This is a genomic window from Micromonospora sp. NPDC049047 (assembly GCF_040649135.1).
Taxonomy (GTDB): Bacteria; Actinomycetota; Actinomycetes; order Mycobacteriales; family Micromonosporaceae; genus Micromonospora.
This window is the reverse complement of sequence record NZ_JBEZEY010000025.1, coordinates 1-12279: the sequence shown is the minus strand read 5'-3', so window position 1 is coordinate 12279 and position 12279 is coordinate 1. Positions and strand designations below refer to the sequence as shown.

Here is a 12279-nt window from a genome sequence, read left to right as displayed (position 1 = left end):
ACCGCCCCGACCCTGGCGGGCACCCCTGCCGCTGGCTAGGCTTTCGGGGTTTGCCGGACAGGTCCGCCGAGGGTGCACGTACGACGAAGAGCCGGAGCGACCGTGTCGCGACAGGACGTGAAGCAGGCCGCGGGGGAGCCCACCCCTGCCGGGCCGACCGGCGGGCCGCCGACCCTCGGGGACGCGATCCCGGTGCCGCTGGTCCCCGGGGTGCCCGCCGCCGGGCAGCCAGCTGGCGAGGCGCCGGGATCCGGGACCGCCACCGGCGTCGCACCGCCCCGGCTGAGCCGTGCCGGGCTGGTCGCGGTGAGTTCGGTGGTGCTCCTGGAAACGGTCTGGCTCCTCGCCGCACTACCCGAGGCCGCGCTGGTCAGCGACGTGGGCGCACTGTTGGTGGCCGGTTGGGCGACTGTCGCGTGTGTCGGCGTGGCCCGCCGCCATCCGGTCCCGCTGCGCAGGTTCTGGACGCTGCTCGCCGTCACCATGGCGCTCGCCGCGCTGGGCCGGGCCATCTGGACAGTGCAACGCCTGGTCGGTGGCGACCTGCCGCACACCCCGGTGGTCGGGGTGGTGTTCACCGCCGGCATCCTCACCGGCACGGCCGCGCTGCTCAGTTCGCCGTCCGCGCCCCGGAGCGCGGTGGGACGGGCCCGCACGTTGCTGGACGGGGTGATCGTCGCGCTGGCCCTGGTGCCGATCGGGTGGGTGCTGGTCTTCCAGGGGGTCGCCGCCGCGCAGTTGGCCGACCCGGCGCGCACGCTGGGGCTGCTCTACCCGATGTTCGACCTGATGCAGCTCACCATCCTGGTCGCGGTGTCCGGGCCGGCCCGGCCGATGTGGCGTCCGATGACTCTGCTCGCGGCGAGCCTCACCCTGCGGGTGGTCGCCGACGTCGTCTACGTCTCGCTCGTCGCCCGCGCCGACTACGCCGCCGGTCACCCGATCGACCTGTGCTGGCCGGTGAGCTACCTGCTGATCGTCCTGGCCACCCGCAAACCGCCGCCGCCGGACTGCGACGGCACCGACGACACCGCCGAGTCGCCGCTGCCGCCCTGGTGGCGGGTGGCGTTGCCGTACCTGCCGGTGGGTGGCGCGATCGTCGCTGTGGTGTTGGCCCGTCGACCCACCGGGCAGACCCCGCACCTGATCTTCGTGACCATGATGGTTCTGCTGGCGGCGCTGGCCGTGCGGCAGGGGTTGGCCGCGAACGAGAACCTGCGGCTGGTGGTCCGGCTGCGCCACCTCGCGTACGGCGACCAGCTCACCGGGCTGCCCAACCGGTTGCTGTTCAACCGGCGGCTGCGGCTGGCCCTGCGAGATGGCCGGCCGACCGCCGTGCTGCTGCTCGACCTGGACGGGTTCAAGCAGGTGAACGACCGTTTCGGGCACGCCACCGGGGACACCCTGCTGACCGGGTTGGCGGCCCGGATGCGGGCGGTCGTGGCCGACGACGGCATCATCGCCCGGCTGGGTGGGGACGAGTTCGCGGTGCTCGTCGGCGGCGACCGACCGGTCTCACCCGAGCGGCTCGCCGAGCGGCTGTTGGACGCGTTGCGCCCCTCCGACGATGAGGACGACGTCGGGGTCCACCCGTCGGCGAGCATCGGCATCGCCGAGTTCGGCCCGCAGCACGCCTCGCACACCGATCTGCTGCGCGACGCCGACATCGCCATGTACGCGGCCAAGGCGGCGGGGAAGTCGGCGTACCGGACGTGCACCTCGGCGCTGCGCGAGTCGGCCGTCTCGCGTGCCGAGCTGATCGCCGACCTGCGCCGGGCGGTCGACGAGGATCAACTGCGGCTGGAGTTCCAACCCATCGTCGACCTGGCCACCGGCGCGGTGCGCAGTGCCGAGGCGCTGGTGCGGTGGCGGCACCCCCGGCTGGGGCTGCTGCCGCCGGCGAGGTTCCTGCCGTTGGCCGAGGAGACCGGACTGATCCTGCCGATCGACCGGTGGGTGATCCACGAGGCCTGCCGGGCCGCGGCGACCTGGCGGGACCGGGTGCCGGACGCGACAGTGGCGGTGAACATCGCCGCGGCGCACCTGCGCCGTCCGGACCTGATCGCCACGGTCACGGCTGCCACGAGTGCCGTCGGGCTGGCACCCCGGGCGTTGACCCTGGAGCTGACCGAGTCGGCGCTGATCGAGGGCACCGAAGCGGTGCTTGAGCGGCTGCACCAGTTGCGCGAGCTGGGCATCAAGATCGCCATCGACGACTTCGGCACCGGCTACTCGTCGCTGAGCTACCTGCACCGCATCCCGGCGACCGAGTTGAAGATCGACAGGTCGTTCGTGACCCGGTTGGGGTCGGACGACCGCGCGTACGCCACGGTGGAGATGGTCACCCGGCTGGCCGGCGCGTTCGACCTGACAGTGGTCGCCGAGGGGGTGGAGACCGAGCGTCAGCACGAGGCGGTCACCGCGATCGGCTGCCCACGCGGTCAGGGCTATCTGTACGGGCGACCGGACGCGCCCGCCATGGTGGGCCAGAATCGGGCTTGACCCTGACGTAACGGCAGGCGGGAGCCTGGTTTCCGGAAGGGAGGGAAACCATGGCGTACACGGTGGGTCAGGTGGCGAAGCTCGCTGGCGTGACGGTGCGGACGTTGCACCACTACGACGAGATCGGCTTGCTCTCGCCGAGCGGGCGGACCTCGGCGGGTTACCGCCGCTACGACGACGCGGACCTGCAACGGCTGCAGATCGTCCTGTTCTACCGGGAGTTGGGTTTCCCACTTGAGCAGATCACCGCGATCATCGACGACCCGGCGGCCGACCCGGCCGCGCACCTGCGCCGCCAGCACGAGTTGCTGACCGGACGGGTGAAGCGGTTGCAGGAGATGGTCACGGCGATCGAGTTCGCGATGGAGGCGAGCAAGGTGAACATCAACCTCACCCCGCAGGAGCGGTTCGAGGTCTTCGGCGACGTCAATCCGGAGGACCACCAGGCCGAGGCCGAGCAGCGCTGGGGTGACACCGACGCGTACCGGGAGTCGAACCGGCGGGTCGGCCGGTACACCAAGGACGACTGGCTGCGGCACAAGGCGGAGAACGAGGACTGGGGCCGGCGGATCGTCGCGGTGCTGACCTCGGGTGTGCCGGCGGGCAGCCCGGAGGCGATGGAGTTGGCCGAGGAGCACCGGCAGCTGATCAGCCGCTGGTTCTACGAGTGCTCGTACGAGATCCACACCGGTCTGGCTGACATGTACCTGGCCGACGAGCGGTTCACCGCGTACTACGAGAACATCGCGCCGGGGTTGACCGCGTACCTGAACGAGGCCATCCACGCCAACGCGATAAGCCGCGCCTGACCCGGCCGGCTTCGCGTCGGGACACCAGCGCGGTGCGGTCCGGCTAGTCTGGCCGGACCGCCACCGCCCCCGGGGAGATGACCGTGCAGAAGTCGAAGCTGATCGTCGCCGGTGCCGTCCTCGCGGTGGCGGTCGCCGCCGGGGGATGGGCCCTGATGACCACCGGCGACGACTCCGACCCGGGCCGCCCGGCGGCATCGGCGGGCCCGACCGACCCGGCCGGGGTGCTGACGGCAGCCGCCGCGAAGGTCGACAGGCAGACCTACAAGCTGACGTTGGGCACCGGCGGGCCGGCGGGCGGCGACGGCACCGTGGTGCTCTGGGATCCGTTGGCGAAGCGCGGTCTGGAGACCACCTCGCTCAAGGTGCCCGCCGGTGCGGTGAAGATCGAACGGTTGACCACCGGCCCGGACGTCTACGTGCGGATCACTGCCCCGGACCGCCGCGTTCCGGTCTGGGACGGCAAGACCTGGTGGCATGTCGGCGCTCCCGGTTCGCGGCCCGCCCAACAGGGCCTGGACAACACCAAGCTCGCCGGCACCCTCAGCACGGCGACGGTCGTCCGGGAGACCGGGGTACGGGCGTACGCCGGCACCCTGGACCTGCGCGAGAGGGGCGCGGTGCTGGGCAACGGGGTCGGCGGAGTGCTCGGTGACCGGGCCGGGGCGGTGCCGTTCACCGCGGAGGTCGACGAGCAGGGCCGTCTGGTCCGCTACCGCATCGAGTTGGCGAGCGAACAGTCGGAGACCGCCCAGCTCGACCTGACGTACTCGGACTTCGGGTTGCCGGTGTCGGCCGAGTCGCCGGCGGCCGACCTGGTCGGTGAGGATCCGCCGGCGAACATCCCCGGCGCCTGAGCGTCGTCACTCCTCGACCGCGCCGGTCGTGGGGGTGACCAGGAAGTCGTAGACGGTACGGGCCATCCGGCGCACCGTCTCGTCGCCGGTGGCCATCGGCCCTGCGGTGAGGAACGCCACGGCGGTCTCGGTGCCGGGGATCAGGTAGTAGCCGACGTCGTGGGAGGCGTCCGGCAGGTCACCGGTCTTGTGGGCCACCGGCACCCCGGGTGGCAGCGCCGCCGGGATCTTGGTGTTGAGGGTCTGCTCCCGCATGAACCCGATCATCAGGTCACGGGAGGCGGGGGTGAGGATCTCGCCGTCCCATACCGCGCCGAGCAGGGACACCACGTCATCAGGGCTTGTGTAGTTCTCCTCGCCGCGTTGCGCCGCCGCGCTGTCGAGCATCCGGCGGGCCAGGATGGTGGAGCGCTGGTTCATCGAGTCGATGAGCGCGTTGACCGGGGCGAACCCGCCGAGGTAGGTGATCAGCACGTTCGCGGCGACGTTGTCGCTGTACTTGATCAGGTATTGGGCGAGCCGATGCAGGGTGACCACCTGCGGAAACGTCTCGAACTGGAGCTGGCCGGTGCCGCCGACCACGTCCTGCGGAGTGACGAGCACACCGTCGTCGAACGCCACCTGTCCACAGTCGACCCGGCGGAGCAGCTCGACCAGGATCCACAGTTTGATCACGCTGGCGGCCTTGGGGCGCAGCGCGCCGTTGACGGCGATCTGCTGGTCGCCGTACCGGCCGGACAGGTCGCGCACCGTGGCTCCGGCCGGGTTGTGGCTCGCGTCGGCGACCACCCGGGCGAGCTGCCCGCTGAGCGGGAACAGCAGGGCTCCCGCGACCGGGTCGGTGGGCGGCTGCGGGCTGGTGACCACCACTCCGGTCAGCTCGACCGGCGGGCGGTGCCGTTGGATCACCTCAAGCGTGCCGTCGCTGCGGCCGGTCAGCGGCACCCGGTAGCGGTAGGCGGTGCCCCCGACGACGACCGCGCCGCTGGCGACCCCGGCGGCGACAAGCATGCCCGGGTCGGCGACCCGACCGGTGTCACCGTCGCAGGCCCGGTAGCGCACTGTGTGCCCGAGTGAGTCCACCGCGAACACCCCGCCGGGAAACGACAGCCAGGACACCTCGCTTGTCGGTGCCCGCTCCGGCGTCGGCTCGACGCCGGGCTCATGGCCCGCCCCGTCGGCCGGCTCGACAGTGGACCCCGGCTCGGTCCGCTGCGCCGGGTCCGCGCCGGGCTCATGGCCCGACCCGTCGGCCTGCTCGGCCGTCGACCCCGGCTCGGTTCGCCGCGCCGGGTCCGTGCCGGGCCCGGGGCCGTCGGCGGTGGCCGGTCCGGTGGTGGCCAGCACGGCGAGCGCGACCCCCGCCGCCAGCCAGTTACGGGGTACGCGGGCAGCGGCGAACAGCAGCGAAGATGAGCGCCTCTTGTCGCTTTTTCTCACGTTTGCACGATATGGAGCGCCGGGGGCGGGTGGGGTCGCCGGGACTGGTGTCACCCGTCCGGGCGGTGTTGGCCCCGGCGGCGTCACACCTCACGGGTACAAATATGCCTCTGCGGTACCAGGCGCATCAGCCAACCCCAGCCCGAGGGAGCAGCAATGTTGATCATCGCCGGCAGCCTGCGCGTCGAACCTGACGCACGCGACGGCTACCTCGCCGACTCTGCACCGATCATCGCGCAGGCCCGTGCCGCCGCGGGCTGCCTCGACTTCCTGCTCGCGGCCGACCCGTTGGAGCCGGGACGGATCCACGTCTACGAACGCTGGGAGTCCGCGGAGCAGTTGGCGGCGTTCCGTGGTTCCGGGCCGGACGACGTGCAGACGACGGCGATCCTCGACGCCGACGTGCGGCGCTACGTGATCGCCAGCGTCGAGGCAGCCTGATCGATCACCGGGCGGCCCCGGGACCGGCGCTGCACCCGGGGCGGGTCGGCCGACGGGTCAGATCGGTTGTCCGGTGGCCGGCTCGGGTTCGGCGGGTAGGCCCGGGGCCAGTCGGCGCAGCGAGGCGAAGGCGGGCGTCAGCGCGTCGTACAACTCGGCGAAGAGGGGCAGCAGTGCCGCGTACGTGGCGGCGGCCGCCGGATCGGGTCGGATGGTCTCCTCGATCCGGACGAGGTCGGCGGCGACGTCGATGCTGGCGATCAGCCCCAGCGCCTGCATGCCGAGCAGCGCCGCGCCGAAGCTGGACCCCTCGTGGGCGGCCGGGAAACTCACCGGCAGGCCGAGCACGTCGGCGAGCATCTGTCGCCACAGGCCGCTGCGGGCGAAGCCGCCACCGGCGCGGATCTCGCGGACCTCGTTGCCGGCCGCCCGTACCGAGCTGAGCACCAGCGCGAGCTGTTGGCAGACCCCCTCCAGCGCGGCCCGGACCAGGTGCTCGCGGCGGTGGCTGTGGGTCAACCCCACGTACGCGCCGCGCGGTAGCGCGCTCCAGTGCGGTGCCCGTTCGCTGTGCAGGTACGGCAGCATGATGAGCCCGCCCGAGCCGGCCGGCGCGCGGGCCGCCAGGGCGACCAGGTCCTCTTCGGAGTGCTCGCCGAGGTCCGGGGCGAGCGCCTCGCCGGCCCACTTGAGGACGATGCCACCGTTGTTTATCGCACCGCCGACCGTCCAGCGGTGTTCGGTGAGCGCGTAGCAGAACACCCCGCCGAACGGGTCCACACCGGGCCGCTCCACCATCACCCGCATCGCGCCGCTGGTGCCGATCGAGCAGGCCACCATGCCGGGGTGCACCGCCCCCAGGCCCAGGTTGGCGAGGGGCCCGTCGCCGGCACCGACCACCACCGGGGTGCGCTCCGGCAGGCCGGTGGCGGCCGCCGCCTGCGGGGTGAGCCCGGGCAGTACGGCGGTGGTGGCGACCAGTTGGGGCAGCTGCTCCTCGGTGAGGCCGGCGATGGTGAGCGCCTCGCTGTCCCATTCCAGTCGGTGGATGTCCAGCAGGCCGGTGGCCGAGGCGATCGAGTGGTCGGTGACGAGCGCGTCGCAGAGCCGCAGCAGCACCCAGTCCTTGATGCCCACCCAGTGCGCGACCCGCTCGAACAGTTTCGGCTCCTGCTCGGCGAACCAGAGCAGCTTGGGCAGTGGCGACATCGGATGCATCGGCGTGCCGGTACGCCGGTGCAGAGCCAGCCCGGACGGGACCGCCCGCAGCCGTTCGGCCTGCTGGGTGGCGCGGGTGTCGGCCCAGGTCACCGATGGGGTGAGCGGGTTGCCGTCGGGGTCGAGCCCGATCAGGCTGTGCATCGCGGAGCTGAACGACAGGCCGGCCACCGGCTGGACCAGCTCGGCCACGACCACGCTCACCGACTTGAGGACCGTGTCGAGGATGAGCTGCGGGTCCTGCTCGGCGTAGCCGGGCTGTGGGTCGTTCAGTGGGTAGCCGGCCGAGTGGCTGCCGAGCTGCCGCCCGTCGGTGTCGTACGCGACGGCCTTGGTGCTCGTGGTGCCGATGTCGACGCCGATGACCACGCCGGGCCGGGTGTCCTGCGGCATGACGCTCAACCCCTTCGGACGGCGGTACGGCGGCAACGCCAGCCAGCTGCGGCTGACGTTACCGAGGCAGCGAACCGCCCCGTACGACACGCGCCCAGGAGAACCGTCGACGCGGCAGTATCGGCCTATCGTCCGATTTGGTCCGCTGATCGGACATTTTGCCGAGATTGGCGTGTCCGGGTGCCACGGGCCGTCTGTTTAACCGAGCAGACACCCAGATTTGGTGGCCTACGCGGCGAAGGAGTCGGCGTGGCAAAGACTGATTCGACGGGTTCCACCTGGCGCTACCGCTGGGCACACCGGCAGAACGTGCGGCGGGTCAGCACGTACCGGGGCGCCGAGACGGCCTGGCGGCGACGTGACGACGAGTTGCGGCGACTGCGCGCTCTCGCCGCCGACTTCCAGGGCTCCGCCACGGCCGGGGACGGCCTCCCCCTGGAGTTGGCCGCCGACGAGGTGGTGTTCTGGGCGCTGCCGGCCGCGCAACTGGTCGAGGTACGGCACACCCCGGTGCTGCCCGCCCCGGATCTCACTGTCGACGTGCCGGCCGGTCCGCTGCGCCCGCGCCGCCCGGACGGCGTACGCGTCACCGACGCGGGCCTGGCCGTGATCACCAGCCGCCGCCTGGTGCTGCTCGGCGGACGCGGCCGGCGCGACTGGGCGTACGGCCGGCTGACCGGCCTGGCCCACGACCCCGTGGCACCGGTGACGCTGATCCAGGTGCTGGACCGGCGGTCGACCGCCGGGTTGCTGCTGCCCACCGACGCGGCGCCGGACTTCCGGTTCAAGCTGACCCTGGCTTTCGCCGACGCGATCGAGCAGCGCGCCGCGGTGCTCGCCCAACTCGACGAACTGATCGCCGAGCACGCCCAGCTCAAGCCGTTCCGGCAGGCCGCGGCCACCCCGGGGCAGGCCCGGCTCACGTCGCTGGTGCCCGGTGGTCGCCGGAGCATCGCGGTGGCTGCCGCGCTGGCGTTGCTGGTGCCGGCGGCGCTCGTCGAGTCGGACCCGTCCGACCCGACCGGTGGCCCGGAGATCGCCGCCGCCGCCACCCCCAGCGCAGAGCCCGTGCTGATCCGCCCGGCGCCCCCGGCGCACACCCGCGCCACGGCACCGCCAAAGCCGAAGCCGACGACATCGCCGCGCCCGACGCCCAGCACGACCGGCGACCCACGCTGCGGGGCCCCGGAGAACCCCCTGGGGTACGGCTTCTGCGGCGGCACCCGCATTCGTCGGCCCGCCGCCGAGGTCTGCGACTGGTTCGACTGCGTGCCGCAGTTCTGGGCCGGACGGGGTTACCTGGTGCAGTGCCGCGACGGTTCGGTAAGCCTGGCCGGCGGCAGCGCCAAGGCCTGCGCCGCGCACCATGGCGTACGACGAACCATCACCAAGTGACCGATTTGGTAGTTGGAGTCCGCTTCGCTCGGCCACAATTGTCGAGTGGAGATCCGGTCTGACGACGGCGCGCGGGTGCGGATACGCCCCGTGGGCTACCAGCCTGGCATCGACCCGCCCGACGACCCCGACCGGGCCGCGCCCGGCTGGCGCGACTGGCTGCTGATCGAGGTGGACGCCCGCACCGCAGACGGTCAGACCTGGTCGCACCACTATCCGAGCCTGATGGTCGAGGAAGCCCGCGCGCTCGGCGGCTGGCTGCACGGACAGGCCGCCTCGGCGCTCGGATCGAACGCGTCACCGGCGATCGTCACTTTCACCGAACCCAACCTGGCCCTCCGCTCCCGGGTACTCCGCCGCCGCCGGCTGGAGTTGATCGTGGAGTTCTCCGCCGAGTCGTTGCCGCCGTGGCTGCGCCGCCCGTCCGGCGCGATCTACCCGTTGATCCTCACCGTCTCGGCGGACGCCCTCGCCGCCGCCGCCCAGCAGTGGGCCGAGCACTGCGCGGCGTACCCACCGCGTACCCGGTCGAGGTTCCCCGCCGAGAACGCGCCGCCCAGGTCGGTGAACCACCCGCGCCGCGCCGGCTGAACGGTCCACCGCACACGGTCCTTGTGGAGCGCGTGTCGCCCTGCTCTGATGGGCGGTCATGGGGGTCGAGCAGGTCCACCGCACGGTGGAGGCGGTGTGGCGTATCGAATCCGGGCGGGTCGTCGCCGCCCTGGCCGGGCTGGTACGCGACGTCGGTTGGGCCGAGGAGTTGGCCCAGGATGCCCTGGTCGCCGCGCTGGAGCAGTGGCCGCGGGACGGCGTACCGACCAACCCGGGCGCGTGGCTGACCACCGTCGGCAAACGGCGGGCGATCGACGCGCTGCGTCGGCGGAGCCTGCTCGAACGCCGGGTGGCCGACCTCGGGCGCGACCTCGACGAGGAGCAGTTCACCCCCGACTTCGATGCGGCGTTCGAGGAACGCATCGACGACGACCTGCTGCGGCTGGTGTTCACCGCCTGTCATCCGCTGCTCTCGCCGCAGTCGCGCGCGGCACTGACCCTGCGAGTGCTGGGCGGGCTGAAGACCGAGGAGATCGCTCGGGCGTTCCTGGTGTCGGAGACCACCGTCGCGCAGCGCATCACCCGGGCCAAGAAGACGCTCGCCGAGGCGAAGGTGCCGTTCGAGGTGCCCGGCGTGGCCGAGCGCGGCGAACGGCTCGCCTCCGTGCTGGAGGTCATCTACCTGATCTTCAACGAGGGCTACTCCGCGACGGCCGGCGACGACTGGATGCGTCCGGCGCTCTGCGCGGACGCGCTGCGGTTGGCCCGCCTCCTGCAGGAGTTGATGCCCGAGGAGCCGGAGGTGCACGGACTGGCCGCGCTGCTGGAGATCCAGGCGTCGCGTACCGCCGCCCGGGTCGACGCCGACGGTGAGCCGATTCTGCTACTCGACCAGGACCGGGGGCGCTGGGACCGCCTGCTGATCCGCCGCGGCCTCACCGCACTGGGCCGGGCGAGAGCGGCGGGCGACCCGCCCGGCCCGTACACCCTCCAGGCGGAGATCGCGGCCTGCCATGCGCGGGCGCTCACCCCGCAGGAGACCGACTGGGCGCGCATCGCCGCCGGCTACGCGGAGTTGGCCCGGGTCGTACCCTCGCCGGTCGTGGAGCTGAACCGGGCCGTCGCGGTCTCCTTCGCGCACGGCCCGGCCGCCGGTCTGGAACTGGCCCGAGCGCTCGCCGACGAGCCGGCGCTGGCCGGCTACCACCTGCTGCCCAGCGTGCTCGGTGACCTGCTGGCCAAGCTGGGCCGCCACGACGAGGCACGCGCCGAGTTCGAACGGGCTGCCGAACTGACAGGCAACGAACGCGAGCGCGCACTGCTGCGCGCCCGTGCGGCCGACTGCGCCAGTGGGAGCCCACCAAGCCGCTGAAAAATTCTTGGACTGCCATGTCGTATCCCGCCCCGGCCGCTCGACGCGTCAGCGAAAGCCGGCTCGCACCGGCCCGGCGGGACCAGCGCCCGGCTGGCAGAGACAAGGAGAGCGACATGACGACGACGGCGAACATGACGAGCGCGGGGTCCGCGGTGGCGGGCGACGACTTCCGGCGTACGACCAGGGTGCTGTTGGCCGGCGGAGCCGCCGCCGGCCCGCTGTTCCTGGTGGTGGCCGCCGCCCAGGTGCTCACCCGCGACGGATTCGACCTCAGCCGGCAGCCGCTCAGCCTGCTGGCCCTGGGCGACCTCGGGTGGATCCAGATCGCCAACTTCGTACTGACCGGGCTGCTGGCCCTGGCCGGCGCGGTCGGGCTGCGTCGGACGCTGCGGGGTGAGCCGGGTGGCACGTGGGGGCCGGCCTTGATCGCCGTGCACGGCCTCGGTCTGATCATCGGCGGGGTGCTGGTCTCCGACCCGAGCATGGGCTGGCCGACCGGTGCGCCGCAGGGCGCGCCCGACACGCTGAGCTGGCACGCCATCGGTCACGGCGTCGGCGCGGGACTGGCCTTCGGTTCGCTTACCATCGCCTGCCTGGTCTTCGCCCGCACCTGGTGGCGGGCCGGGCAGCATGGTTGGGGCGCCTTCTCGCTGGGCAGTGCCCTGGCCGTCGTCGCGATCCTGGCCTGGCCCGACCAGGGCAGCCTGAGCGTCCGGATGGCGCTCGCCTGTGTGGTCAACTTCGGCTGGCTCACCGCGCTCTGCACGCGACAGTTCGTCCGCTGACCCGCACCCAACGATCACGAGAGAGGACCGCACCGATGCGCTACATGATGATGCACAAGCTCGACGAGAACCTGCCGGGAGTGTTCAACCCGAGCCCGGAGTTCGTGGCGCGGATGGAAGGTTTCATGAAGGAGGTCGCGCAGGCCGGGATCCTGGTCGCCGCCGAAGGGCTCTGCCCGACCGTCACGGACGCCACCCGGATCACCGTCAGCGGCGGCACAACCACGGTCACCGACGGGCCGTTCACCGAGACCAAGGAACTGATCGCCGGGTTCGCGCTTGTGGACGTGCGCTCCCACGAGGAGGCGGTGGAGTGGGGCCGACGGTTCGTCGATGTCTTCACCGAGACGTTCGGTGACGTGGAGGTGGACATCCGCCGGGTCTACGAGGCTCCCGAGGCCGGCCAGCCGGGCTGACCCTCGTCGCGCCGCCGCCCGGGTCACCCGTCGATCGGCGCCTACGTCGTGTACTGGACGTCGTCGGTGTATCCGAGCGGGACGTACTACACACCC

The 12279-nt window shown here is 72.2% G+C and carries 11 protein-coding genes; 9 read left to right on the top strand and 2 right to left on the bottom strand.

The window, feature by feature from the left end; genetic code table 11:
* Positions 1-102: 102 nt before the first annotated feature.
* The 3 genes from AB0B86_RS28325 (at position 103) to AB0B86_RS28315 (ending at position 4168) form a co-directional block, all read left to right on the top strand.
* The gene (locus tag AB0B86_RS28325; protein ID WP_357420154.1) at positions 103-2502 is read left to right on the top strand and encodes an EAL domain-containing protein; all 2400 of its coding nucleotides are present in this window, start codon (positions 103-105) and stop codon (positions 2500-2502) included.
* A 50-nt stretch (positions 2503-2552) separates the two neighbouring features.
* Positions 2553-3311, top strand: coding sequence for a MerR family transcriptional regulator (locus AB0B86_RS28320; RefSeq protein WP_357405144.1), 759 nt, complete (start codon positions 2553-2555; stop codon positions 3309-3311).
* Between the two features lie 83 nt (positions 3312-3394).
* Positions 3395-4168, top strand: a complete 774-nt coding sequence (locus tag AB0B86_RS28315; protein WP_357420153.1) for a hypothetical protein — start codon at positions 3395-3397, stop codon at positions 4166-4168.
* A gap of 6 nt (positions 4169-4174) precedes the next feature.
* Here AB0B86_RS28315 and AB0B86_RS28310 read toward each other — a convergent pair whose 3' ends face one another.
* The gene (locus tag AB0B86_RS28310) at positions 4175-5608 is read right to left on the bottom strand and encodes a serine hydrolase (RefSeq protein WP_357405140.1); all 1434 of its coding nucleotides are present in this window, start codon (positions 5606-5608) and stop codon (positions 4175-4177) included.
* Positions 5609-5764: 156 nt separating this feature from the next.
* On the opposite strand from AB0B86_RS28310, the gene AB0B86_RS28305 reads away from it, so the two are divergent.
* Positions 5765-6049 (top strand): antibiotic biosynthesis monooxygenase, encoded by a 285-nt coding sequence (locus tag AB0B86_RS28305; protein WP_357405138.1) that lies wholly within the window; start codon positions 5765-5767, stop codon positions 6047-6049.
* Between the two features lie 57 nt (positions 6050-6106).
* On the opposite strand, the gene AB0B86_RS28300 is transcribed toward AB0B86_RS28305, so the two are convergent.
* Complete coding sequence (locus AB0B86_RS28300; RefSeq protein ID WP_357420152.1) at positions 6107-7750, bottom strand: gluconokinase; 1644 nt, start codon at positions 7748-7750, stop codon at positions 6107-6109.
* A 159-nt stretch (positions 7751-7909) separates the two neighbouring features.
* Here AB0B86_RS28300 and AB0B86_RS28295 point away from each other — a divergent pair, with 159 nt between their 5' ends.
* The 5 genes from AB0B86_RS28295 (at position 7910) to AB0B86_RS28275 (ending at position 12183) form a co-directional block, all read left to right on the top strand.
* Positions 7910-9055: a hypothetical protein gene (locus tag AB0B86_RS28295; protein ID WP_357405133.1), complete on the top strand. Its 1146-nt coding sequence runs from the start codon at positions 7910-7912 to the stop codon at positions 9053-9055.
* 45 nt (positions 9056-9100) lie between these two features.
* Entirely contained in the window at positions 9101-9646 is a 546-nt protein-coding gene (locus AB0B86_RS28290) for a hypothetical protein (RefSeq protein WP_357420151.1), read from the top strand.
* Between the two features lie 58 nt (positions 9647-9704).
* Complete coding sequence (locus tag AB0B86_RS28285; RefSeq protein WP_357420150.1) at positions 9705-10979, top strand: RNA polymerase sigma factor; 1275 nt, start codon at positions 9705-9707, stop codon at positions 10977-10979.
* 116 nt (positions 10980-11095) lie between these two features.
* Positions 11096-11767: a DUF998 domain-containing protein gene (locus AB0B86_RS28280; RefSeq protein ID WP_357405127.1), complete on the top strand. Its 672-nt coding sequence runs from the start codon at positions 11096-11098 to the stop codon at positions 11765-11767.
* 35 nt (positions 11768-11802) lie between these two features.
* Positions 11803-12183: a YciI family protein gene (locus AB0B86_RS28275; RefSeq protein WP_357420149.1), complete on the top strand. Its 381-nt coding sequence runs from the start codon at positions 11803-11805 to the stop codon at positions 12181-12183.
* Positions 12184-12279: the final 96 nt, after the last annotated feature.

Bases quoted from the DNA above. Each gene is read 5' to 3' on its own strand.
- AB0B86_RS28320 (WP_357405144.1), top strand. From the start codon at position 2,553: ATGGCGTACACGGTGGGTCAGGTGGCGAAGCTCGCTGGCGTGACGGTG.
- AB0B86_RS28305 (WP_357405138.1), top strand. From the start codon at position 5,765: ATGTTGATCATCGCCGGCAGCCTGCGCGTCGAACCTGACGCACGCGAC.
- AB0B86_RS28285 (WP_357420150.1), top strand. From the start codon at position 9,705: ATGGGGGTCGAGCAGGTCCACCGCACGGTGGAGGCGGTGTGGCGTATC.
- AB0B86_RS28280 (WP_357405127.1), top strand. From the start codon at position 11,096: ATGACGACGACGGCGAACATGACGAGCGCGGGGTCCGCGGTGGCGGGC.
- AB0B86_RS28275 (WP_357420149.1), top strand. From the start codon at position 11,803: ATGCGCTACATGATGATGCACAAGCTCGACGAGAACCTGCCGGGAGTG.